A 24,451-nucleotide genomic window follows, 5' to 3' on the forward strand; every position below is an offset into this window, starting at 1 on the left:
ATAAATTTAAATCTTTAATCTTCCAGGTATCCGAATTTTCCGGTATTAAAATCCTCGAAAGCCTGCATGATTTCTTCTCTGGAATTCATCACAAAAGGTCCGTGAGGATAAATAGGTTCGTTAATAGGTTCTCCGCTGATGATTAAAACAACAGCATCTTGTTTGGCTTCGATAGTGAATGTTTCCCCTTCATTTTTAAACAGGGCAAAATGATCAGCTTTAACAGCTTCTCCCTCGTTAATAATAATACTTCCTTCAATTACCAAAGCTGCAGTGTTGAAATGAGCAGGGAAATTAAACTCTGCTTTTCCTCCAGCTTTCAGTTTGGCATTCATCATATGAACCGGAGTGAAAGTACTCGCAGGTCCTTTATGACCATCATATTCTCCGGCAATCACTTCTATGTAGCCATTTTCGCCCAGATCCACTCTTTCCATTTTAGAGTTTTCGATAGCCTGGTATTTTGGGCAGCTCATTTTATCTTTTGCCGGAAGATTCACCCAAAGCTGAACCATCTGAAAAATTCCTCCTTCTTTTGCCCATTCTGTTTCATGATATTCCTTGTGCAGAACTCCTTTGGCTGCAGTCATCCACTGAACATCACCTTCTCCGATCACACCGCCGCCGCCAGCGCTGTCATGGTGTTCTACTTTTCCGCTATACGCTATCGTTACTGTTTCAAAACCTCTGTGAGGATGTACTCCTACACCTCTTGGTCTGTCTGATCCGTTGAAATGAAATTTTGAATTATAATCCAGCATGATAAACGGATCCATTCTTTTCATATCCAATCCAGGAACTCCCGGAATGAAATTGTGAACCCTGAATCCATCGCCTACAAAGTGCGCAGGTTTTGGAGATACTACGATTTCTATTTTTTTAGTTGCCATCACATTGTTGATTTATGTAAACAAAATTACCATTGTTATATGCGAAAAGCATTGATCTGTGTTAAGTTCGTGGGAAAGGATGAAGCTGCGATCAGATATGTTTAATCTTCCTTGGACTTCATATTCTTTCCATCCGAAATATGCAGCCTCCTGAACACGAATCCAGATAAAATCGTTAGTATTCCCACCGTAAGAAATGTAAGTCGGAAGGCATTATGGATTTCACCATTAATAAGATCTGTATTTTCAAATAACTTTAAAACAATCAGTCCGAAGGCAATTCCGAAGCCTATCGCCAGCTGTTGATTGACTGAGAGTAAAGAGTTTCCGCTGCTGGTCTGAAAGTTACGAAGATCGGCAATAGAAATAGTATTCATGGAAGTGAACTGAATAGAGTTGAAAAAACCTAATATTGCGATGATCGGAACAAACCAGTACAAAGATGTGTGTATATCAGGTATGGCAAGCAGGCATATCAGCGTTCCGATGATGAATGTATTAATCATCAAAGTCTGGCGGTAGCCATATTTATCTAAAATTTTAATAACATATGATTTTCCGAAGATAGCCGTCAAAGCCATAGGAGCAATGATCCAGCCCGAAGTGACTGCAGACTGTTTATAGGCAATCTGGATCATCAGTGGCAGCAATAGCGGAACAGAGCTGATTCCTAATCTGGTGGCAAGATTTCCCACAATGCCTACCCGGAATGTTCTCACCTGAAAAAGGTTTAACGGGAAGATAGGATTTCCTCCTCTTTTAGCATGCTTATAATAATAATACAGGAACAGGAAGCCCATTATAAATACAAGCAAAACAGGGGTGATATTCTGGATGTCCCCGAAAAGTTCCAGGGAAACAGAAAGCAGGAGAGAGGCTGCTGCAAAAATCAAGAAGCCCTTTAAATCAAAATCAACATCATCAGATTTGTAATTGGGCATAAATCTTAATCCTAAAAGAATTCCCAGAACTCCAATCGGAATATTGATCAGAAATATCCAGTGCCATGAGAGGTAATCTACCATATAACCTCCGACCAATGGTCCCAATACAGGTCCGATAAGAGCAGGAATGATGGCAAAGTTCATGGCTTTGAGCAGTTCGTTTTTATCAAATGTTTTAATGAGTGCCAACTTTCCAACAGGCGTCATCAAGCTTCCTCCAACTCCCTGGATAACTCTTGAAATTACTAAATGAGTGAGATTTTGAGACATGGAACAGAACAAAGAACCCAGACTGAATAATACCAGAGAAAATATAAATATTTTTTTTGTTCCAAACCGGTCGGCAAGAAATCCGCTGGCGGGCATAAAAACAGCAAGGGTTAGAACATAACTGATGATAGCGTTCTGCATATTGAGCGGAGACTCATTCAGATCTTTTGCAATAGCAGGCAGTGAAGTATTCAGAATCGTGGAATCCAGCATTTGCATGAAAATAGCAGTGGCCAGAATTAAGGGAAGTATTTTTTTTACGGAGGTCTGTTGTGTATTTGCTTCTGTCATTTTGTATCGGCTGGGTTGTGAAAAACTCCCAGACTTATTTATTTGAAGAACCGCTTACTCTAAGCGTTTTGATTCTTAGATAAAGAAATCCATATAAAATTAAAAAAGTCCTGTGAAATTTCACAGGACTTTTTGATTTATTTTCTAGGTTTTTCTACTCCTTTCCATTCATCACCGGCTTTTCTGTACTGGCTTAAGGTGAAAGTTTTGAAATCCTTTGTTTTATATTCGATGTTATCGGTATTCTGCTCAAAAGGCATGATATAATAATATTCAATGTCTGTTTTATCAGATTTGTTTCCTTTTTTTACAGAAGGAACATATTTTGAGAATTTATAGCTTGGAAGATATTGTTTCAATCTTGTGTAGAAAGCTTTGTCTTCTTTTTCGCTAGGGATGATATCTACAATATTAAGATCATCTTTTTTCTTGTCAATCCAAAGATAATATGTCTTTTCTTCTCCTATATTTCTATTGAATGAGTTGAAAGCAAATAATTCCTTAGGTACAAGTTCCTTGATTTTTTCGGGATCTACTTTAGTATAATATTGACCTTTTGAAGGATCTACATACGTTTCAAGGTTATACATTAAAACAGAATTGTTCTCGAATTTTTTATTTTTAAAATATTGATTTAATGATAATTCTGCAGTTGCTCTCAGCTCTTTACCTCTTGCATCCAGTTTTTTTGTCGGGTTCTGAGGGTTTACATATTTTACAAATTCATATAAAACAACAGGTTTAATGTCTTTAAGGTGAGGATAAGTTTTCAGTTGCTCTGCCTTTACAAGCCAATAATATTGTTGATAGTAGTCATCTTTATCCTGGTCTTTCACACTCTTATAAGCCAAAGCAAGCTTCTTTGAATTCAGATATTTGCCATATTTTCCTTGTCCAAAAGCAAAACTTATGGCTAATAAGGCAAATAAAACAGTAAGGTTTCTTCTCATTTTTTTATAATTGATATTTTCGTTTTCCAAATATAATTATTTATTAGATATTATTTTGGATTGTGAGTTAAATTATGCCATATTGTTAGTGTTAATTCAAGAAAAAATCCTGTATTGCTACAGGATTGATAAATTATAACAGAAGGAGTTATAGGTTTGAATGTGAAAAATATACATGTAATTAGTGAATTTTGCTTTGCAAGTGAATTATTAACTGTCAATTTTTGCTTTGCAAGTGAATAATAAAGCTGTAATCCGTAACCCGAATCCCGCAACAAATTGACAAGCGAAGCGAATTGACGATTGACTATTCATCATCCCTTCCTAATATGAAGTTTCATGTACCTTCACCGCTCTTCCACTTGGATCATTCATTTTTTTGAACGCTTCATCCCATTCCAGAGCAATAGGAGTGGAGCATGCAACAGAAGGAACTGATGGAACGGTAGCAGCTGCAGTTTCACTCGGGAAATGTTCTTCAAAAATAGTTCGGTATCGGTATTCTTCTTTGTTCTGAGGTGTGTTTAGCGGGAATCTGAATCTTGCGTTAGTCATCATTTCGTCTGTCACTTCTCTTTCAGCTACCTCTTTTAAGGTATCTATCCATGAATATCCCACACCATCCGAGAACTGTTCTTTCTGTCTCCAGACAATAGAATCTGGAAGAAGGTCTTCAAAAGCTTTTCTCAATACCCATTTTTCAATTTTTCCTTCAGCAGTACTGATCATTTTATCCTGAGGGTTAATCGTCATTGCAATATCCATGAATTCTTTGTCAAGGAAAGGAACTCTTCCTTCAATTCCCCAGCTCATCAACGCTTTGTTGGCTCTTAAACAGTCATAGAGGTGAAGTTTGCCTAATTTTCTCACAGTTTCATCGTGGAATTCTTTTGCATTAGGAGCTTTATGGAAGTATAAATAACCTCCGAACAATTCATCCGAACCTTCTCCTGAAAGAACCATTTTAATTCCCATGGATTTGATGACTCTTGCCAAAAGATACATCGGTGTGGATGCTCTGATGGTGGTTACATCATAAGTTTCAAGATGATAAATGACGTCACGTACAGCATCCAGTCCTTCCTGAACAGTAAAGTTAACCTCATGGTGAACAGATCCAATGTGCTCTGCTGCCTTTTGTGCAGCTGCAAGATCCGGAGAACCAACCAATCCTACCGCGAAACTGTGGAGTCTTGGATACCAGGCTTCCTGAGTATCGCCACTTTCAATTCTCTGGCGGGCAAATTTCGCAGTGATGGCTGAAATAACAGACGAATCCAGTCCTCCGGAAAGAAGTACACCATAAGGAACATCACTCATCAGTTGTCTGTGAACGGCATCTTCAAGACCTTTTCTCAGTTTTGAGATATCTGTTTCATTTTCTTTTACATGATCAAAGCTGTCCCAGTCTCTTGTATACCATTGCTGAAGTTCTGTTCCGTCCGGACTGTACATCAAATGGCCGGGTAAGAAAGTTTCTATTTTTTTGCAGATTCCTTCAAGAGCTTTTAATTCAGAAGCGACATAGTAGTTTCCGCTTTTATCCCAACCCTGATAAAGCGGACAGATTCCCATATGATCTCGGGCGATAAGATAAATATCATTTTCGGTATCGTATAAAGCGAATGCAAAAATTCCGTTAAGTTTCTCTACGAAATCTTTTCCGTATTTTCTGTAAAGAGCAAGGATCACCTCGCAGTCGGATTGAGTCTGAAACTCATAATCCTGAAATTCTTCTTTAAGTTCTCTATGGTTATAGATTTCACCGTTCACCGCTAATACTACTTTTCCATCTTTAGTAAATAGAGGCTGTTTTCCAGAAGTAGGATCTACAATGGCAAGTCTTTCATGAGAAAAAATTACTTTCTCGTCCTGAAAAACTCCACTCCAATCCGGTCCTCTGTGACGGATTTTTTTTGACATTTCCAATACCTGAGGTCTTAATACTTCAGTTTTTTGCTTGGCGTCGAATAAACATACAATTCCACACATGATTTTTATTATTTATGGAACAAAAGTAGAAGGGATGTTTATAAATAACAATAAAAAATATTTAAAAACGAAAATCTTTAATCAATTAATATTTTAAAGTTAAAATTTTTAACTATTTCTTGAAATTAACATGTTTTTGATTAATTTTTTTCGTTGAGCCGAAATGGATGTGGTTTCTATACGAAATAAAAATGACATATTTATTAATCTATGGTAATTAATTATATGAATTTTACCCCTTACTTTGTGGCTCGAAATAATTTTTTTTCATCATTTGTGTTTTTACCTTCTTGCAATTCTCATGCAAGAAGGTTTTGTTTTTATTGTACTCCCAGTAAAGTTCCTGAAACATTCCAAGAACTGAAACTTGTTCCTTCTGTAGGTCCTTGAGGAATTTTTATCTGTATGGTATGTTTTCCTGCTTTCAAATATCCCAGAGGGATGAAATTAGGATTGGTAACGGTTCCCGGGCACCAGTTTGATCTGCTGAGGTCAGAGGATGAAAGTCCGTCCTGAAAATTTCCAGAGGCTGGATTGTATAAACGATACGAGCCACAATCTGTTCTCCATGGGATAAATGAAAATACAGGATTTCCATCCATCAATATAGAATTGGCTTTAGGAACGAATTCATCACCATTTTCCCAACCGCCGTGTCCTGTTGTGGTATACCTAAGTTGCGCATTTTTCAGGTCTTTATCTAACGTGAAGTCAACAAGAAGACCTTTGTCCTGATTAAACATGGTAGAGTAGTCCTGTCCTGCCATTTCCATAATATTTAAAGTATTAAACAAAGGAATAGCCGTATTGTTCTTATTTACGGTCTGATCACTTTTATGAATCGTAATATCAAGGCTTACTTTATGTCCTCCTTTATCATAATTGCCAATAAATGTACCTATCCAAAGTTCTTTTCCTGATAAAGCAGGTTTCAATTCTGTGATATCCTGTCGGTACGGGCTGATAGTCTGCCAGTCTTTTCCTTTAAGCTGAATATGATTGAATTTCTGGATACCAAAAGCGGTAAAGAATCTCATCATTTCAATGGCAGGGCTATAATTGTCGGCAGCAGTTACTCCGTAATATTGTTTTCCATTTCCGTTTTCGTAAAGCGGAAGTGTTTTTACTCCCTTTTCCAGACCGTCAAAAAAAGACGTTTCTTTATCCTGTGGAATGAAAAATACAGTTCCGGTTCTGTCATAGGCATCCCCATTGGATTGCTGCTTCAGTTCAACAAAAATATTTTCTCCTTCTGTAATAGTGGGGAATTTTATTTTTTTCAGAATGATGGTTCCGTTAGCGTATCTCTTGATCTGGTCATCAGATTTTGAGGCATCAGAGAAATTGATGGTTTCATTTTCAAAAACATTCAGTGTGGTAAATCTGCTTTTCCAAAGGAGATCTTTATATCCCAGCTGATCGGTTGTCTGTATGTTTCCTTTCAATATGTTTTCAATCCTTGTGTTCTTTATTTTTTTGATTGAGCTGGCTGTTGTTAAAGAATTTTTATTTCTCTCTATTTCCAGAACTAATCCTAAATTCTGTCCTAAAACAGAAGGACCTCCTTTCAGTTTTAAGTCATTGGTGTACCAGATTTCAATGGTATTTGAATTGATTTTTGTAACCGCTTTTTTACAGTTGTATCCTAAGATCTTTTTTGTTTCATTGGTGAGTTCAAAATTCTGTTTTCCAACAGACTCTGTATCTGATGCTGAAATAATGGATCCTGGTTTTAAAAATGCATAAGAAACAATAGAGTTAGATGGCTTTTCTACCTTAGTGATCTCATAAGGATAGCTGCTTTTTTGTTCTTTGATCGTACTATTGAGAATAAAATTTTCTTTCTCATTGACCCAAATGATGGTAGAGGGCTGATCCGTTGATACCTTTCCGTTATAAGAACCAGTGTACTGAATTTCATAGGTCTGTGCAGAAAACAGACAGTACGCGAAAACAGCCAGAAAATTGAAAACAATTCTTGTATGCATAAATAAATGAGTTTGCTGCAAAGGTATTCTAAACTTTCTACAGCATCAAACCGGTTTTGATCTATACAGTTAGTAGGCAATGGGGGTGAAATGTTACAAAAATTGTTACATTTTTTCAGAAAGGTTTTAAAACAAAAAAACTACTCCAGAAAATAGAGTAGTTTAGTGTATTGTTGTTGGATTTAAATTAAGAAATTCTCTCAATCAAAGCCATATAGAATCCGTCATACCCTTCGCTAGGCATTACTTTTTCATCTTTAATCATCTTGAATCCAGGATTGTTTTTGATGAACTCATCTACCTGAAGATTGTTTTCAGATGGAAGAATAGAACAGGTAGCGTATACCATTTTTCCTCCTTTTTTAAGCATTTTAGAATAGTCCTGAAGAATTTGTTGTTGTTCCTTTTTAATTCTGTCAATAAAGTCCTGATCAATTTTCCACTTGCTGTCCGGGTTTCTTTTCAAAACACCAAGACCTGAACATGGTGCATCAATCAGAAGTCTATCAGCTTTTTCATGAAGACGTTTGATTACTTTATTGTCAGAGATCATACGGGTTTCAATATTGTGGGCTCCGGCTCTCTTGGCACGACGCTTCAGCTCGGCAAGCTTCCATTCGAAGATATCTAATGCTACAATCTGACCTTTATTTTTCATTAATGCTGCCAGGTGAAGTGTTTTTCCACCAGCACCAGCACATGCATCTACTACTCTTTGTCCTTCTTTTACATCAAGAAAATACCCGATTTTCTGAGAAGAAGCATCCTGAACTTCAAATAATCCTTCTTTGAAAGCGGTAGTAAGGAAAACATTTTTCTTTTCTTCCAGCTGAACAGCGTCAGGATAACCTTTAACAGGATAAGAAACAACACCCTCATCTGAAAGATCAGAGATAAGTTCTTTAGTGGTTGTTCTTAAAGAATTGGCTCTTAAAACCGTAGGAGCCTGTTCGTTTAAAGCAATCATTTCTCTTTCCCAGCTGGCACCCAGTTCTTTTTCAAGAGTTTCAGCAAGCCATTCAGGAATAGAGTGTTCTATTGCTTTTGTAGGAACAGTGTTCTTTTTAAGTTTGGTAAGAATATCGGCGATTTTGATTCCGTCAAATTCTTCGAATTTTTTATAATTGGTTTTACTCCAGAGTAGATACGCAATGATCAGTTTGTAGATATTGTTGGGTTTCACGCCTTCACCCATGTAGTATTCAAGGCGTTTTTTCCAACGGATAATATTGTAAAAAATTTCAGAAACAACGGCTCTGTCCTGGCTTCCCCATTTTCTGTTTGCTTTCAAAAGTCTTTCAATAACTTTATCGGCATATTTGTTTTTTTCAAAAAATGTCTCCTGTAAGGCATCGTGAATTCCGATTGCCAAGTTTCTGTGAATAAGTTCCATAAATTTTCTTCGCTGTTTGAATCTGCAAAAATACGACTTTTAATTGAGAGTTTGGAATTTGGAGTGGGAGAGTTGATGAAGGGGTGTGAATTGTGAATGATCAATTCGCTTCGATTGTGAATTTCGGATTTCTGGTTGAGAGGTTTGAGTAATTATATATTGTACAGATCAGTTTTCTAATGGAAGGGTGTGCATTCCCGATTCACTTTGCAAAGCAAAAAAATTGACTATTGACAATCTGAGATTCAGTAGTGAATGGTCTGTGTGTTTATTAATTTTTACAGGGTAGAAATAAATTTTAATGCTCAATTTGTAAAGGTTTTCCGATTATTTATATTTTTTATTTGTTGACGATAGCCTTTTACTATAAGACGTATAAACCAGTGTTTTTTGCTTAATGAAAAATATTTGCTGATAAAATATACACTGTTCATTACTATACTTTATTTTCTTTGCGGCAAGTTTATTTAATTTGCATTAATTCACTTGTGTGTGTAAAATTAATAAGCGCTTATGATCTACTATACTGAGCTTTATCTATTGACTTCAACCTTTAAAAAGTTCTACCTTTGCAAAAAATAAAAATATGAGTGACACAGTAATTTGTCCAAAATGCAGCTCTGAGTTTACATACCCGAGCGATAATATGATGGTATGTTCCCAGTGTTTCTACGAATGGGATCCGGCTGAAGCCGCTGCTGAAGCCGCAAATGAAGGAAAAATCCTGGATTCCAACGGAAATGAACTTCAGGATGGTGATTCTGTAGTGGTAATAAAAGATTTACCTGTAAAGGGAGCGCCAAAACCGGTAAAAGCCGGAACTAAAGTGAAAAATATCCGTCTGAGACCGGGAAGTGATCACAATATTGACTGTAAAATTGATGGTTTTGGAGCAATGGCTCTTAAGTCAGAATTTGTAAAGAAAGCATAAGAACTTCGTTTTTCTATGCCCTGAAAATAAAGAAAAGGAAAAAATTGGACAGTGTAATCTTTCAACAGACTTAATTGCAATATTGCTAATGTCCGTCTGGAAGGCAGAAAGAGAATTAACCAAAAATTTCCTTATACTTTAGAAATACAAATGTAAGAAAAAGTTTCATATACAGATTCTTATGTTTGTATTTTTTTATTGATAAGTGTAAGTAAATGTATGAGTTATGCAGCGAATATTGAAAGTTAAAACGGGCTCATAGAGAATGGACTGTTTCTCTTTTTCTGTTAAGTCTTTTCGCTTAAATAAACGAAACATTTATGGTTCCTGAAATTTTCTCGTCCGTATACACAATGAGTTCCTTTCCTTTTGCCTTTAATTTATTCCAATAATAATTTCCTGCAAATCTGCTTTCAAGAACTTCGGCTTCGAGACCAGTTTCTGTAATTCTGATTTCTTTGGGATAATAAGAGAATTTGGTAAGCTGGAAATCTTCAGCTTCTGCTTCCCTGAAAATATTCACTTCCCCAAATAGCTTAGCAACATAAGAGTTGTAAGGATTTCTGTAGGTTTCTTCCGGACTGTCATTCTGAATCAGTCTTCCATCCTGCAGAATAACAATCTGGTCCAGCCATGGCATGATATCCTGAAGTTCATGAGTGGAAATAATCATAGAAACGCCATGCTGTTTTACATATCTGAAAAGTCTTTCCCTCAGTTCAATTTTTCTCGGAAAATCAAGATTACTGAAGGGTTCATCTAAAATAAGAAGCTTGGGAAGTACAGACAATGCTCTGGCAATAGCCACTCTTTGCTGTTGTCCGCCGCTTAAGTATTTTGGAAGTACGTTCGCAAATTCTTGAAGCCCTACCACCTCAAGAAGCTCCGTTACAGTTTCTTTTTTTTGTTTTAAATTGATATTAGAAATAAATTTTCCTACGTTTTCAGCCACTGTAGCGTAGGGCATAAGATCAAAATTCTGCGCTACGAATTTCATTTCCGGTTCTCCCGGAACAAGATTTCCTTTCGGTCCCAAAAGCTTTGTTCCGTTAAAAATAATCTCGCCGCTTTCCCAATCCAAAAGACCATAAATCAGGTTGAGAAGAGTAGATTTTCCACATCCGCTTTCACCGGCCAGCGCTATAATTCTGTTTTCTTCAAACCTTAGGTTAAGGTTCTGAAACAGGGGATTTTCTTTGTTGTGAGAGAAAAATAAATTGTTTATTTCTAATAGCATATTACAAATGTAAGGTTTTTATGAAAACATAATTTTTTTTATTATATTAGCGGAACTAATAAAAATAAATCAAAAATGAGAAAAAAACTGTTTTCGTTAGCTATTCCTGCATTATTTATTGCTGCTGTAATGGTTTCTTGTAAAAAAGACAAACCACTTACCAGTGAAAGTAATGAGGTGACGACTACTAAAGAAGGTAGCCAGTTCACTTTGGACACGCTAAACAGTAAGGTTGAATGGAAGGGATACAAAGTATTTAAATCTGAGAATACAAGCCATTTTGGAACAATCAGGTTTGAAAGTGGAGATGTGACGGTGAAAGACGGAAAACTGGAAAGCGGAAAATTCGTTGCTGATATGAACTCTTTAACTTCTGTGGATCTGAAAGACAACCCCGAAGATTTAGGAAAATTAAATGGCCACCTGAAAAGCGGAGATTTCTTTGAAGTTGAAAAATTCCCGACAGCTTCTTATGAAATTACAAAGGTAACTCCTGCTGCAGAAGGTGATTATAATACTCTTTTGGATGGTAATTTAACCATTAAAGGAATTACAAAACCTGTTCAGTTTAAAGCTAATGTTTCGGTGAAAGCAGGAGAGGTGAGTGTAGCTACTGAGCCAAAAGATATCAAGAGAGAAGAGTTTGGAGTGAAGTTCCAGGCTCCGGCTGAAAACGGTGTGATTAAAGACGAGGTAACTCTTCAGATCAGCGTTAAAGCTTTAGAAAAGAAATAATTTTTTTATTTAAGTGAAATAAGTGATTGAAGTCTGCCTCCCGAAAAAGAGGCAGATTTTTTTTTGACGGACTTATTATTCAACTTAAAATCGTATTTTTGCAAAACATTTTGAAAGGGTAAAATAATGATAGAAAAGATAGAAGAACTACTGGTCGAAGTAAACGGCTTCACTGCTACCTCTAAGGAAGAGATTGAAAACTTCCGAATCAAGTATAATGGTAAAAAAGGGGTTCTGAATGATTTTTTTGAAAAATTTAAAGAAGTTCCTAACGATCAAAAGAAAGAATTCGGACAGAAGATCAACACTTTGAAGCAGGCAGTTGCTGTAAAACTGGAGGATTTGAAAAATGCTTCCGCATCTTCTGTTGTGGTTGAAAAAGAAGATCTTACAAGACCTGCTTTTCCATTGGAATTGGGTTCAAGACATCCGATCAACCTGGTAAAAAACAGAATTATTGAAATCTTCAAATCTATCGGTTTTGCAGTAGCAGACGGACCAGAGATTGAAGATGACTGGCATAACTTTACCGCGCTTAACCTTCCGGAATATCACCCGGCAAGAGATATGCAGGATACATTCTTCATTGAACAGAATCCTGATATTCTTTTAAGAACGCATACTTCTTCCGTACAGACCCGTTATATGGAAGAAAACCAGCCGCCTATCAGAATTTTATCTCCGGGAAGAGTGTTCAGAAATGAAGCAATCTCTTCACGTTCTCACTGTATTTTCCATCAGATTGAAGGATTATATATTGACGAAAATGTAAGCTTTGCAGATTTGAAGCAAACGATTCAGTTCTTTACGACTGAGCTTTTCGGAAAATCTAAAATCAGAATGAGACCTTCTTTCTTCCCGTTCACAGAGCCAAGTGCTGAAATTGATGTGTATTGGGGATTGAACTCTGAAACAGATTACAGAATTACGAAAGGAACAGGATGGTTGGAAATCATGGGTTGCGGAATGGTAGACCCTGCCGTACTTAAAAATGTGAATATCGATTCTGAGAAATATTCAGGATATGCATTCGGAATGGGTATTGAAAGAATTACCATGCTTCTTTACCAGATGAGTGACATCAGAATGTTCTTCGAAAATGATATCAGAACACTGGAACAGTTCAAAACACTATAAAAAATCAAACCTCCGGAGCTCCGGAGGTTTTTTGTTTTTAATTACTGACCTAAGAAACAAAACGTAATTAAAAACTGATCTTATTGAAAAATTTACACGTGTCTGTTTCTTATGCCCATACTTCGGTTCGAATCCGCTAGGTACCTCAAATGAAGTATTGACATACTGCAGTTCTTTGTCTGCCTCTATTATAAAGACAATTATAACCCTACAAATATTACAACAAAGTTGAATTTTTATACAAACGTTTGCAGTTAAAGAGTTTCAACTTTAGTTATATATGGTTGTTTCTAAGAGTTACCAGAATATTTTGTTATTCATGAAAAATATAATGTTTGAAGAAATACTTTTGAAAAAAGTATAAGAGTTTTTCATATGTGGTATATCTGCGCTTTTTTGTTGTATTTTAAGCCTTTTTGTGTTTATTGAGTATAGTGTTAAGTGTTTGATTGTTAGTATTATTGCAATATTAGTATTGGAGTGATACTATGAATAATTTATAATAAAAATCAAATGAAAAAAACTCTATTGTTAGTCGGTACATTGGCAATATCTTTTTTGTCTGCACAAAATAATGCTCAACTAAAGCAAAAATTTGCAGAACAAAATAGGATTAATCAAGAAAGATATGAAGCTCTCCTGAAAAAAAGGGCTAAAAATAAAAAGACTGATAGTCTTACTAATAAAATTTGGGGTCAAAAATCAAAATTATCTGGCTTTCTACCTAATGGAATCCCTTATTTTTATCATGAAACTGATGTTGACCAAAATACAAATTCCAATTCCGATTTTCTTCAAAATGGAACAGTAAATGGTTTGACAGGCTCCTATAATGGAGAAAACATCAAGTTTACTGTTTTTGATGGTGGGAAAGCTTATGAAAACCATGAGCTTTTTAATAATATGCCCAATAGAATTGATAATAAAGAAGCAGATAGTATAGCATATAACTTTCATGCGACAGGAGTTACTGGATTTATTGGAGCAAAAGATCATCCTGCTACCATTACAGTGAATGGTGTTTCCAAAAATGTTAATTATAAAGGTATTGCACCTAATTCAACATTTGAAAATTATTCATTTCAAACTACAGTTTTACCAGGTAACACAAATACCAGTTCTGTAATGGAAAAAATACTCATTGCAGAACCTAAAATTTCAAATCATTCCTATGGATCAAATTTGGGGTGGCAAGCGGTTTATGGCGGTTTGGTTTGGATATGGAGAGGAAGTCATGAGGCACCGTTTCCTAATGCAAAAGGTACTTATTTAGATTCAGATCAGAATTATGATGAAATTGTTTATAACAATCCTTCCTATATTATTGTAAAAGCAGCAGGAAATGAATTTGGAGGAGGTCCTGGAAATGGTTCTTTGGGAAATTATTATGTGGACCCGGATACTGGTGATCCTGTAGCATTTCCTTCCGGAGCAGCTCTTCCACCAAATGATTGTGCAGAAGGCTATGATTGCATAGGGACAGGATCCTTAGCCAAAAATATTATTGTTGTAGGGGCAACTGATATTATTTCTGCCAACGGAGGAAGATATACAGCCAGCTCAGATGTAGTACATTCTGTTTATAGTAGTGCAGGACCGAGAGATGATGGTGGGATAAAGCCTGATATTACAGCAACAGGAACTGATGTGGTACATGCATCTACAAGTGATACGGGAAGTACTGAATATGATCAAGGAAGTGGAACATCTTATTCATCACCTGTTGTAACAGGTATTATAGGTCTTTGGACACAAATTAATAAGCAGCTTTTTAATGGTGCAGAGTTAAATGCAGCATCAGCAAAAACCCTGATGATACATTCGGCCTCAGAAGCTGGAAATGTAGGTCCAGATCCGCTTTTTGGATGGGGATACATTGATGCCAAAAAAGGAGCTGAGCTTCTGGTAGAGAAATCAAATAATACAATTATCTTCGATGATGAAGCGCTTAATAGTGGAGTTGTAAACAGTAAGATAGTAAAAGCTGAAGGAAATAAACCTTTAAAGGTTACTGTATCCTGGGTTGATCCTGAATCTAGTGTGCCTGATCTTTCTACAGCAACATGGAATGATATTCATAATAATAGAACATCAAAACTTGTCAATGACCTCGATGTAAGGATTGTTGATACAGAAACAAATACAGTTTATTTTCCTTGGAGATTGGATGCTGATAATCCACTTACTCCAGCTATAAAAGGAGATAATACTGTAGATAATGTAGAGCAGGTTGTTCTGGATAATCCGGTTGCCGGGAGAAATTATAGGGTTGAAATTTCAAATAAGGGGAATCTGGTTAATAATGCAGGGGGAGCTGCTCCGCAGAATTATTCTATTATCGTAAGCGGATTTAGTGAAAACGTGTTAGGAACAAAAGATGTAAATATTAAAAGTGATATCATCATCGCTCCTACATTAACTAAAGGAAGTGTGAAAATACTTAAGGCTCCTGCTCGCTCAGAATTTGCTATTTATGATTTATCCGGAAAAAAACTACAAAATGGCAAAGTAAATAGCCATGAAATGGATTTGGATCTGTCATCATACGCAAATGGTATTTATATCGTAGAAGTAAAAACAGAAAAGGGAAATATTTCAAAAAGAGTAATTAAGCAATAAACATTTTAACAACAAGAATTTATTTTTTTACTGCACTAGAGTGAAGCTTTTCATAGACTTCACAACATTATTAACAATTATAATTTTTTACTCCTGTAGTTTTTACAGGAGTTTTTTATGTATTTAATTAAAATATAAAAGCCTGTAAAATTTACAGGCTGTATCTTTAAAACTGATGATTGTTAGTTGCTGAACTTTAAAGGATATTTTACGTTTTTGTAATCATCAATACTTGCTTTCAGTGATCCTACTGCAAGTTCTGCTTTCAATAACATAGGAACGTGGTTGGCATCATTGGAAACCCACATGGTTACGCCTTCTTTTTCTTTGAATACTCTTCCGCTCTTTACAGATGGAATAATCTTTAAACAATTGATGGTTCCGAATTTTGTCTTTAAGTTTTCTGTTCCTGTTACTTTCAGCTGGAAAGGAAACATCTCATCATCAATCCATACATTCATATTAATAACAGTTCCCACTTTCAGTTCATCCGGGCTTTTACTTCTTAAATAATAAAAACAGGAAAGCATATCCTGAACGCCTTTTACTGATTTTAAAACCTTAGAACCATTGGCCGGAGTTTTTTTATCAGTTAAAATTAAAGTGTTGTTATCATGATTAAAAACTGTTTCAAAATGCTGTCGATAGCTTCCCTCACGTACATTTCTTACATAGAAACTTGGTAATCCTGTCTGCGTATTAATAAAACTTTCATATAAATCTTCTACTTTGAAGAATGCTTTTACAGCACCTGTGGTTTGTCCTGTTCCTTTTACATAAAGATGAGGAACTCCTTTGTAGGTAGTCTGCTTGGTAGTAAGGTTGGCAGTTCCTGCATTAAGGAAACCATAGTGAATTCTAAGAGTAATAGATTCGCCATCCGCGATATTATCAATCTGGGCTGAGCCAAAAAAGAATATTAATAATGCAAAAAGGATTGAAATTTTCTTCATAACAAGACATTTACAAAAACATTGCCAAATTTAAAATCTTAAATGATAGATATTTGACAAATCTCAGGTTTTTATTTAGAATCAATTAAATATGCTTCGCATTAAAATTAGTAAATTTGCAGTTACATGTATAATTAAATTATCTTAAAGATTATGATAACCACTGATATATTGATCATAGGTGCGGGACCTACAGGACTTTTTGCAGTTTTTGAAGCTGGTTTATTAAAAATGAAGTGTCATATTATTGATGCACTTCCTCAGCCGGGAGGGCAGTTGGCAGAACTTTATCCTAAAAAACCTATTTTCGATATCCCAGGTTATCCTTCCGTGAATGCTGGAGAATTGGTAGATAATTTGATGGAGCAGATTAAGCAGTTTCAACCTGGATTTACTTTAGGAGAAACAGCGGTTTCCTATACAAAAGTAGATGATGAGTGGTTTGAAGTGATCACAAATAAAGGAACTGTTCACAGATGTAAAGCGATTGCCATTGCAGGTGGATTAGGAACTTTTGAGCCTAGAAAGCCTACTTTCGACAATCTTGCTGATTATGAAGAGAAAGGTCTTGAATATTTCGTTAAAGAACCTGAACATTTCAGAAACAAAAAAGTAGTGATCGCCGGAGGTGGAGATTCTGCTTTGGACTGGAGTGTTTTCCTTTCAAACGTTGCAAGTGAAGTGACTTTGATCCACAGAAGAAATGAGTTCAGAGGAGCTTTGGATTCTGTAGAGAAAGTTCAGGATCTGAAAAACCAGGGGAAAATCAAATTAATTACTCCTGCTGAAGTTACCGGTATTAAAGGCGACGGAAAAGTAGAAGCGATCACTGTAGAAGTAGAAGGGCAGGATGCTTATGATATTGAAACAGATTATTTTATTCCATTATTCGGATTGACTCCAAAATTGGGAGAGATCGGAAACTGGGGACTGAATATCGAAAAAAATGCAATTGTTGTAAACAATGCTCTTGATTATCAAACCAATATTGATGGTATCTATGCAATCGGAGATATCAACACGTACCCTGGAAAACTGAAGTTGATCCTTTGTGGTTTCCACGAAGCGACTTTAATGTGTCAGAGTGTGTATAACAGACTAAATCCTGGTAAAAAATTCGTATTAAAATATACAACGGTAAGTGGTGTTGACGGATTTGACGGAAGCCGTAAAGAAGCAGAGAAGGCAGTTGTGAAAAAAATTGACTAATTTTGCAGAATTATGTCAGACGTTAATATTAAAATCACCGACAGAGAAGGTGTAATCCACGATGTCGTAGCTCCTACGGATATGTCCATGAACTTAATGGAAATTATCCGTTCCTACGAATTGGCAGAAGAAGGTACTATTGGGGTATGCGGAGGAATGGCGATGTGTGCTTCATGCCAGGTATATGTAATAAATGATCCCGGTTTGGAACCGATGGGAGATGAAGAAGATGCCATGCTGGCTGAGGCTTTCCATGTGAAAGATAACAGCAGATTGGGATGCCAGTTACATATTGCCGATGCCATGGAAGGGCTCGAAGTGGAAATTGCTCCTTATCCTTAGAAAATATTTTTTAATCTTAATAAAAAAAGCTCCTGAAGATTTATTTTCAGGAGCTTTTTATATGGAAATTAATAATACGTTGAATTTACTTATGAAAAAGGAACCAACAGAAAAAAATCTGTTGATTCCAAAAAACAAATGTGAAAAAAAATAACTTAACTGGATGATGATGTTTTATATTTTAAATAGTTTTTTCCATTTCGTAACAGTATTTCTGCTCATTTTGAATTTTGCAGCAAGCTGTATATTGTTTAAATTATTTTTCTTTTGATAATCTAAAATATAAAATATCATTTCTTTGTCATAAGACTTATGCTTTTGATTTTCTATATCTAATTTTTCAAAAATAATAGAGTTAAGCTTCATAACATCTTTGAGAGAGAGAATTTCATTTTGTAGTATATCTCTGCAGCGTACTTCTTTTTCCGGATATTTTAATGCTATTATATCTTGGTAAATCTTTCGGTAGTCAGGCTTCATACGGTGTTTTTTTGATGTAGGTATATGTTAATTCATTTGTTGTGGTATATCATCTTGAGAATTTTGTTCTCCTCAATGACCTGTATTTTGTTACTTAACTGCTCAAGAATAGAATTAATAATCTTTTTTGAATATTTTTAAATATATACATTTTTACAAGCAGACAATGCAGATGTAGATGAGCACTTATCTGCATTGTACTGCTCATAAGAAAAACCAAAACTAATTATTGTAAAACTAATGTTGTGTTACCTTCATGATATATTACCTGGATATATCGATCTTGCAGTATCTTCTAGACGTTTGTTTGAGGGAGATATTTGTTAACCCATTTATGCAATGTGGTCTTGGGAATTCTGTATTCTTCAATGATCTGTTTTTTTGTTTTAGTTCCATTACTTACCTGCTCCAGTATAAAATCAATAATCTCCTTTGTATATAAGTTTTTTCTGAATTTAGGAAGAGAAGATCCGGACCTTTTAAATTCTGTCTGCAACCCTTTGGAAGGAGGTGAATACATGATCAAATGTTGAGAAAATATTCTGAAAAAATCATATTCAAGTAATTTACTCCATTTGAGCAGAAGTTCGGTATCAAGATTTTCAGATTCATACATGTTTTCAATTTCATCCAATGAGCATTTAAAAAAAGAACATATTCTTGTTGTTTCAATATCTTTTTCTTCTACACACTTCAGGATCATTTTACCTATATGAATATCTTTGAAATTGTTTATCATTAAAAAGTTTTATTTTAAGAAAGACTCTTGAAAGCAGCTATGCAGGGTATAATACACAAATCACCTGCACTTTGCTGCTCATAAGAAACCATGATTAAAAACTAAAGAACTTTATTTTACTATGAAATACTTCTTTGTATCCATTATTAAGACTGGTATCAGAGGAAAAAATCAATATAATTTTTTTCATAAAGAAATTTTTATTTAGATTAAAAATGTAAGCCTGTGTTTTTATAGTGGGCATTTTTTAGTATTTAATTTAAATAAGGCTTGTTGTAGTGATTTTAATAATTTAATCATTTGCTAAATCAATATTTCACAAGCCTTATTTGTTCATAATCCCAAAAAATTTTATTGATGCTAAGGTATTTATATGAGTTATATTAGGCAATACGCAAATTAACTCAAACGATTGTAAAATATCTTTAAACAGGGCTTTTCAGAATAATCCATAAAAATTTATAGGATGTCCGGTCTGGATTGGCCGTTTTAAAGATAACTACTGATGAAAGTATTTTGAAATGACTATATTTTGTAAAGCAGAAATAATCATTGGAGGATTAGGATGTTTTTATAAGCAGCCGTGCAGAATATAATAAAAATTATCTGCACGATGCTGCTCGTAAAAACAGGGTGAAATTATTAAAGTTAATAAGCTATATTAATGGTTTGAATAATGCCTTTGCATCTGTTTTATTTTTATAGAGCTTCTTCTGACTGGCAATTAGTCTTATCAGCTCAATATTTAAGAAATTGTACTGTCAATTTTATTTTCTTTTATGATGAAGTACCATTTATTACTTGCTGAGATTTTTTCAAATTATTTATAATTATTTTTTTTAAAAATACTAAAAAGTAGAGGCAGGATTGGTTAAAACCTGCCTGACTACAAAAGTTGATAAAACTTTATATGAAACTAATAAAACATTATATTATTTATACTCCACTTGCCCAGAACATCCATCTGTAAATTCCTTGTCCATTACTTACGAGCTTAAAATTTAAAGCTCTGAATATTCTTGATCTGTTGTTTACAAAAGTAACTTTAGTATTATTCCAGGAAGATATTAAGTTGCTATAAGGGCTGGTATTATTAGAATCACTCAGAATAAGGTTTGCAGTAGTATCTGTTGCTGGCATACTTACACTGAATTCTTGCGTTAATCCTGTTGTAAAAGAGTCTGCGGCTCCTCCCGAAATATAAAAAGTTATTTCTACTCCTACCAATGCAATAGTGGCTTTAGGTAAGGTAATTGTTGCTCCATGGCTGAAGAAATAAATATCCTTAAGATTTGCTCTGGTTGTATTAGTCAAATCAAGATTTTGAAAAGAACCTGTAGTGAATTGTACGGAACCAGTTATATCTAATTCTTTACCTAATGTTCCATCAGTCTTAGCAACTATTTTATATGGATGAGTTATAGGATTTGCATCAGGAATTTGTCTTATGCGGGCATTTCCGTTTACGTCAAGCTTTTCTGTTGCTGCTGTTGCGCTGTAATCACCTATCGCAACATCACCGTTTTGATATATATTTTGAGTGTTAGAATTAGCTTTTGTCGTACTTCCTGTAATTTGCCATGGTTCTAAACCTGCAACTTCATTTTTACTGGTTATTTTTTGCCATACATTTGCTGTGCTATCAAAGTAATAGTATCCTGTCTGCAATATGTTAACTCTCTGATTAGTGTTGTTTCCCCCTGAAATATCAGTAATATATATAATTGTACCATCTTGAGAGGCTGTATATAATGCATCTCCTTTTGCTGTCAGTTCAGCTCTGGTAAGACGTGGCGGAGTAAGCCCGTCCTTATCTGTGGAACCTTTTTTTCCAACGATATCTAATGTAGTTTGTGGGGTGGATGTGTTTATACCTACCTGTCCGAATAGCAGAGATCCTGCCATAATTGAGAACGTCAAAGTAATGTTCTTTTTCATAATTTATTTTTTTTAAAAATTGTTGTGTCTTTAAATGTTTAAATATTTAAATGTTGGAATACAATCATTACAGGCATATAATTATTGTATTATTATATTCATCATTTGCTTTTTGTCCCAATACAAATCTTATGTACAACGACCTTGCTAATGATAATTGAGAATAATTTCGAGTGCAAATGTATAGGAAAGGTAAAGTGAGAACAACACGCAAATAATCTCAAAATACTGTAAAAAAGTCTTAAAAAGGATTTTTATAATAAGTGCCATAGAAAATTGTCAGATAGAGAGAATAGTGACAAAAAAATAGCAGGAAATAAAGGTGCTAATGTAATAGAAATGAACATTGTATGTAAGAAAACATTAAAAAGAAGACCTCCAAAAGTAATCACAAACAGGGGTGTTTATGAAAAATACACAGATTCAAATATTAACTTTTGATTAGTGAGGCCTTCTACTGTAATAAAACTAAAGAGTAGAAATTATATTATATCCTTATGAGTTGATTGTGTCAATAAGATAACAGGTTACGATATTTTAAAACAATAGTTTTAAAAAAGACAGATCAAAAGATACAAATGATCTGTCTAAAAACATTGATGAAAAAAAATAAAACTCTGTAATTAAATGTTCCCTCAAACATTAATTCTTTATTTCATTTTCAAAAATACAGCTTTTTGTAAATAAGGGACTTACGCAAAAAACAGCAACATATCTTAAAGAATGATATATTGTTGAGGTTTTAGATTTATTAGATGTATTTATTTTGTAATCAATGAAAATATTATCCTATATTGGAAATAATAATGTAGAGGTCATCCTGCCCCTGCAGCTGCATCTTTTTACGAATTCTGTAACGTCTACTCTCTACGGATCTTAAAGTAGTATTGGTATAGGTTGCAATTTGCTTAATATCGAATTTCATTTTTATTAAAGAGCAGAAATTAATATCTGATAAGTTCAATTCTGGATATTTTTCTTTTAATATAACTTGAAAAGAAGGATAATTTTTTTCAAATTCGATATAAAATGTATTAATATCTTCTTTAACAAGATTTACAAGCTTTTTATTATCTTCAGCATTGTTTTCCGGAATATATCCATTAGTGGAATTATCAAAATGTATTGCCTTATATTCTTTGGATAGAGCTGTATTATTATTATTGCTATTTTTCTTTTTATTGAGATAATAATATATGGCAATGGAAAATAGGATAAGAATTACAGATACAGTACTATAAGGAAAGCTTTGTTTCTCATCTAAATGAGATATCTCTTTATTTATATTATTAATTATAGAAGCATTATGCCCCTGTACTCTCAGTTCTCGAAGTTTTTTAGTCATATCTTGTGCTTTCCATGAATAAGTCATAGCATTTCGATAATCACTCAGTTCCCCATAAGATGCGGAAATCATTGGAAATACTGTGTAAAGTTGAAATATGGCTTGAGATCTTTCTGATTTGTCAATAGCTTCTTGGAAATATAAAATAGCTTTCTGATGATTTCTTAGGATATTTTCTATGGCGCCTTTAGTGATGAGGCAGTCTATTGTAAAATAGTAATTAGGGTTTTGATTAAGTAAACGATCAGTTAAAGCAAGGTAAGAGTTTGCTTTTTCAAATTTTCTCGAAAGTGCACAAGACCAGCTTAGTGATTGTAATGCGTAAATCTGAGTGAAAATTTTTAATGGGTTGTTATTTTCTATTTTTAAAGATTCATTATAAGCCTGTATCTTTAAAGAAATGACTTCATTCATATTGTTGGCCAGCCCTTCATTGTTAACATAATTATCTGCCTTGGCAACGAGGATATATATTGTATTTATCCGTCTGTCATCTTTATTTTGTACGCGTTTATTAAGCTCAATACACTTACTTATAAAAACATTGATCTCTTTATTGCTATAATCAAGATGATTGAGTAATTTCTGATAAATGATGATAAATCTACAAAGAAAGTTGTAGTCATTCATTTCTTTAGCAAGTTTAATCCCTTCATTTATTTTTTTTAAAGTAACTCCATATTTATTTTCCATAAAATAAATTCTGGACTGTTCAAATAAAGAAAATAACATACTTTTTTTGTCGTCTTTATTTTTGGCAAGATAATATAGTTCGGTGCTATATCTAAGCACGTCTTTATGATTATCAAATACGTCATTTTTATAACTACTGGCAATTAATACTTTTAAACTGTCTCTTGCTGTTATTGTAGCTTGCATAAAATTTATTGATGACAGAAGTAAAAGTGTTAAAGCAAAAATTAACTTATTATTTAAGTTAAATACACTCATATCTTTTTATTATTGTATTACAAAAATATTTTTTTATATAAATAAAGTTATACTCAAAAATACGCAAATTAGTTTTTTTATCTCTAAAACAATAGTTGTTCCAAGTTTTAATAAAGTTATTTGTTGTTTTTTAGATATATTATTATTTTGAGAGGTTGTGCATGTTTTTCGACTGAAAGAATGATGGTAAAGGACGTTGACTTATAATTCAATTGATAAGCTGGTATTTCTTAAATGTAAAAGTTTAGCCTATTTTAGATTTGATAACAATCACTAAGACTTTTTTGGGAGCATCTAATAACATTCGTTCTTTGTTCTTTTCTTTATTTAAAATTTTTAAATCATACACTTTTTAATCTGAATAAGCAGGAAAAGATATAGGTGCAGAGCTAGTAAAGGTTGGGAGTGTAATGTTGGATCCGCGGGCCACCTAATAAATGTCAGGAATACTTTGTAGGGGAGCATTGGTTTTATATTATGGGTTGCGGCCTCAAAGCTAATATTTTGTAGTTTTTTATCATTTTTTATTTCTGGGAAAGTACTGCTTTTAAAGTTCCGTCGATTCTGTTTCCAACAACATTTGGAAAGTTTTTGGATTCCTGCATGTTAGGAATAGTTCCCGTTGGGATAGAGGTTGGCGGATTGTTTAGGCCGGTGAGGTCTCTAAGTCTTGCTGTTCCGTTTACATTATAATGCTTGTGTAGGATTTACAGTGTTTATTCCTGCTTTTTGGGAGCACATAATACTGAAAACCCAAACAAAGCTAAGTTTAATAATTTTGTTTTTCGTATAAAATGTTTTTTTTCAATATACCATCATTTAATAATGTCATCTACAGTAAAACTTTGTAGTTTAAATGTAGAAAGCTATATATTATTTAGTGTGCAATTATTGTCCAGCAAATTTATAGTGTGGACTTTTATAGTAGTGAACTCAAATTAGCGCAAATAAACTTAAATAGGTTGTTAAATAGTGGTTTTAAATCGAAATCGATTTTTAAAACTATTTAATGATTATCAAGTATTCTAATTGATAATAATCTCAATGATATATTGAGAGACTCTTGTATTAATTTTAACTCATTTTTATTGACATATTTCGATATTATTTTTCTTTC

The 24,451-nt window shown here is 34.1% G+C and carries 18 protein-coding genes; 6 read left to right on the forward strand and 12 right to left on the reverse strand.

The features are described 5' to 3' along the window. Positions 1-14: 14 nt before the first annotated feature. From DEU39_RS23015 to DEU39_RS23040, 6 genes are all read right to left on the reverse strand, one after another. Positions 15-890, reverse strand: a complete 876-nt coding sequence (locus tag DEU39_RS23015; RefSeq protein WP_120233508.1) for a pirin family protein — start codon at positions 888-890, stop codon at positions 15-17. Positions 891-991: 101 nt separating this feature from the next. Next, a complete protein-coding gene (locus DEU39_RS23020) occupies positions 992-2,395 on the reverse strand; it encodes an MFS transporter (RefSeq protein ID WP_062675408.1) in 1,404 nt (467 codons plus the stop codon). 137 nt (positions 2,396-2,532) lie between these two features. After that, a complete protein-coding gene (locus tag DEU39_RS23025; protein WP_065119676.1) occupies positions 2,533-3,375 on the reverse strand; it encodes a hypothetical protein in 843 nt (280 codons plus the stop codon). A gap of 294 nt (positions 3,376-3,669) precedes the next feature. Further along, entirely contained in the window at positions 3,670-5,337 is a 1,668-nt protein-coding gene (gene asnB, locus DEU39_RS23030; RefSeq protein WP_120233509.1) for an asparagine synthase B, read from the reverse strand. Positions 5,338-5,657: 320 nt separating this feature from the next. Continuing rightward, on the reverse strand, positions 5,658-7,325 hold the full coding sequence (locus DEU39_RS23035; RefSeq protein WP_120233510.1) for a GLPGLI family protein: 1,668 nt from the start codon (positions 7,323-7,325) through the stop codon (positions 5,658-5,660). A gap of 187 nt (positions 7,326-7,512) precedes the next feature. Next, a complete protein-coding gene (locus DEU39_RS23040) occupies positions 7,513-8,718 on the reverse strand; it encodes an RsmB/NOP family class I SAM-dependent RNA methyltransferase (RefSeq protein WP_062675404.1) in 1,206 nt (401 codons plus the stop codon). Between the two features lie 586 nt (positions 8,719-9,304). On the opposite strand from DEU39_RS23040, the gene DEU39_RS23045 reads away from it, so the two are divergent. Then, positions 9,305-9,649: a zinc ribbon domain-containing protein YjdM gene (locus tag DEU39_RS23045; RefSeq protein ID WP_062675403.1), complete on the forward strand. Its 345-nt coding sequence runs from the start codon at positions 9,305-9,307 to the stop codon at positions 9,647-9,649. Positions 9,650-9,950: 301 nt separating this feature from the next. Here the strand turns inward: DEU39_RS23045 and DEU39_RS23050 are convergent, their stop codons facing one another. Next, positions 9,951-10,886 carry a sulfate/molybdate ABC transporter ATP-binding protein gene (locus tag DEU39_RS23050; protein WP_120233511.1) on the reverse strand — a complete coding sequence of 312 codons (936 nt, stop codon included), beginning with the start codon at positions 10,884-10,886 and terminating at the stop codon, positions 9,951-9,953. 75 nt (positions 10,887-10,961) lie between these two features. Here DEU39_RS23050 and DEU39_RS23055 point away from each other — a divergent pair, with 75 nt between their 5' ends. From DEU39_RS23055 to DEU39_RS23065, 3 genes are all read left to right on the forward strand, one after another. Further along, a complete protein-coding gene (locus DEU39_RS23055; protein WP_120233512.1) occupies positions 10,962-11,621 on the forward strand; it encodes a YceI family protein in 660 nt (219 codons plus the stop codon). A 126-nt stretch (positions 11,622-11,747) separates the two neighbouring features. Further along, positions 11,748-12,758, forward strand: a complete 1,011-nt coding sequence (pheS, locus tag DEU39_RS23060; RefSeq protein ID WP_120233513.1) for a phenylalanine--tRNA ligase subunit alpha — start codon at positions 11,748-11,750, stop codon at positions 12,756-12,758. A 513-nt stretch (positions 12,759-13,271) separates the two neighbouring features. Next, complete coding sequence (locus DEU39_RS23065) at positions 13,272-15,377, forward strand: S8 family peptidase (protein ID WP_120233514.1); 2,106 nt, start codon at positions 13,272-13,274, stop codon at positions 15,375-15,377. Between the two features lie 182 nt (positions 15,378-15,559). Here the strand turns inward: DEU39_RS23065 and DEU39_RS23070 are convergent, their stop codons facing one another. Beyond that, a complete protein-coding gene (locus tag DEU39_RS23070; RefSeq protein ID WP_120233515.1) occupies positions 15,560-16,330 on the reverse strand; it encodes a DUF3108 domain-containing protein in 771 nt (256 codons plus the stop codon). A gap of 153 nt (positions 16,331-16,483) precedes the next feature. On the opposite strand from DEU39_RS23070, the gene DEU39_RS23075 reads away from it, so the two are divergent. Both DEU39_RS23075 and DEU39_RS23080 read left to right on the forward strand, forming a co-directional pair. Further along, positions 16,484-17,539 (forward strand): NAD(P)/FAD-dependent oxidoreductase, encoded by a 1,056-nt coding sequence (locus tag DEU39_RS23075; protein WP_120233516.1) that lies wholly within the window; start codon positions 16,484-16,486, stop codon positions 17,537-17,539. A gap of 12 nt (positions 17,540-17,551) precedes the next feature. Continuing rightward, on the forward strand, positions 17,552-17,881 hold the full coding sequence (locus tag DEU39_RS23080) for a 2Fe-2S iron-sulfur cluster-binding protein (RefSeq protein WP_076356547.1): 330 nt from the start codon (positions 17,552-17,554) through the stop codon (positions 17,879-17,881). Between the two features lie 174 nt (positions 17,882-18,055). Here DEU39_RS23080 and DEU39_RS23085 read toward each other — a convergent pair whose 3' ends face one another. From DEU39_RS23085 to DEU39_RS23100, 4 genes are all read right to left on the reverse strand, one after another. Then, entirely contained in the window at positions 18,056-18,361 is a 306-nt protein-coding gene (locus tag DEU39_RS23085) for a helix-turn-helix domain-containing protein (RefSeq protein WP_120233517.1), read from the reverse strand. A gap of 295 nt (positions 18,362-18,656) precedes the next feature. Further along, positions 18,657-19,100, reverse strand: a complete 444-nt coding sequence (locus DEU39_RS23090) for a transposase (RefSeq protein ID WP_120233518.1) — start codon at positions 19,098-19,100, stop codon at positions 18,657-18,659. 936 nt (positions 19,101-20,036) lie between these two features. Next, positions 20,037-21,038, reverse strand: coding sequence for a hypothetical protein (locus DEU39_RS23095; protein ID WP_120233519.1), 1,002 nt, complete (start codon positions 21,036-21,038; stop codon positions 20,037-20,039). A gap of 784 nt (positions 21,039-21,822) precedes the next feature. Continuing rightward, positions 21,823-23,334 (reverse strand): helix-turn-helix transcriptional regulator, encoded by a 1,512-nt coding sequence (locus DEU39_RS23100; protein ID WP_147367642.1) that lies wholly within the window; start codon positions 23,332-23,334, stop codon positions 21,823-21,825. Positions 23,335-24,451 lie beyond the last annotated feature (1,117 nt).

Origin of the sequence: Chryseobacterium sp. AG363 (assembly GCF_003610675.1) — a bacterium.
Lineage (GTDB): Bacteria > Bacteroidota > Bacteroidia > Flavobacteriales > Weeksellaceae > Chryseobacterium > Chryseobacterium cucumeris.

Excerpts from the sequence above, each read along its gene's own strand:
- DEU39_RS23015 (WP_120233508.1), bottom strand. The coding sequence starts at position 890 with ATGGCAACTAAAAAAATAGAAATCGTAGTATCTCCAAAACCTGCGCAC.
- DEU39_RS23020 (WP_062675408.1), bottom strand. The coding sequence starts at position 2,395 with ATGACAGAAGCAAATACACAACAGACCTCCGTAAAAAAAATACTTCCC.
- asnB (WP_120233509.1), bottom strand. The coding sequence starts at position 5,337 with ATGTGTGGAATTGTATGTTTATTCGACGCCAAGCAAAAAACTGAAGTA.
- DEU39_RS23035 (WP_120233510.1), bottom strand. The coding sequence starts at position 7,325 with ATGCATACAAGAATTGTTTTCAATTTTCTGGCTGTTTTCGCGTACTGT.
- DEU39_RS23040 (WP_062675404.1), bottom strand. The coding sequence starts at position 8,718 with ATGGAACTTATTCACAGAAACTTGGCAATCGGAATTCACGATGCCTTA.
- DEU39_RS23045 (WP_062675403.1), top strand. The coding sequence starts at position 9,305 with ATGAGTGACACAGTAATTTGTCCAAAATGCAGCTCTGAGTTTACATAC.
- DEU39_RS23050 (WP_120233511.1), bottom strand. The coding sequence starts at position 10,886 with ATGCTATTAGAAATAAACAATTTATTTTTCTCTCACAACAAAGAAAAT.
- DEU39_RS23055 (WP_120233512.1), top strand. The coding sequence starts at position 10,962 with ATGAGAAAAAAACTGTTTTCGTTAGCTATTCCTGCATTATTTATTGCT.
- pheS (WP_120233513.1), top strand. The coding sequence starts at position 11,748 with ATGATAGAAAAGATAGAAGAACTACTGGTCGAAGTAAACGGCTTCACT.
- DEU39_RS23065 (WP_120233514.1), top strand. The coding sequence starts at position 13,272 with ATGAAAAAAACTCTATTGTTAGTCGGTACATTGGCAATATCTTTTTTG.
- DEU39_RS23070 (WP_120233515.1), bottom strand. The coding sequence starts at position 16,330 with ATGAAGAAAATTTCAATCCTTTTTGCATTATTAATATTCTTTTTTGGC.
- DEU39_RS23075 (WP_120233516.1), top strand. The coding sequence starts at position 16,484 with ATGATAACCACTGATATATTGATCATAGGTGCGGGACCTACAGGACTT.
- DEU39_RS23080 (WP_076356547.1), top strand. The coding sequence starts at position 17,552 with ATGTCAGACGTTAATATTAAAATCACCGACAGAGAAGGTGTAATCCAC.
- DEU39_RS23085 (WP_120233517.1), bottom strand. The coding sequence starts at position 18,361 with ATGAAGCCTGACTACCGAAAGATTTACCAAGATATAATAGCATTAAAA.
- DEU39_RS23090 (WP_120233518.1), bottom strand. The coding sequence starts at position 19,100 with ATGATAAACAATTTCAAAGATATTCATATAGGTAAAATGATCCTGAAG.
- DEU39_RS23095 (WP_120233519.1), bottom strand. The coding sequence starts at position 21,038 with ATGAAAAAGAACATTACTTTGACGTTCTCAATTATGGCAGGATCTCTG.
- DEU39_RS23100 (WP_147367642.1), bottom strand. The coding sequence starts at position 23,334 with ATGAGTGTATTTAACTTAAATAATAAGTTAATTTTTGCTTTAACACTT.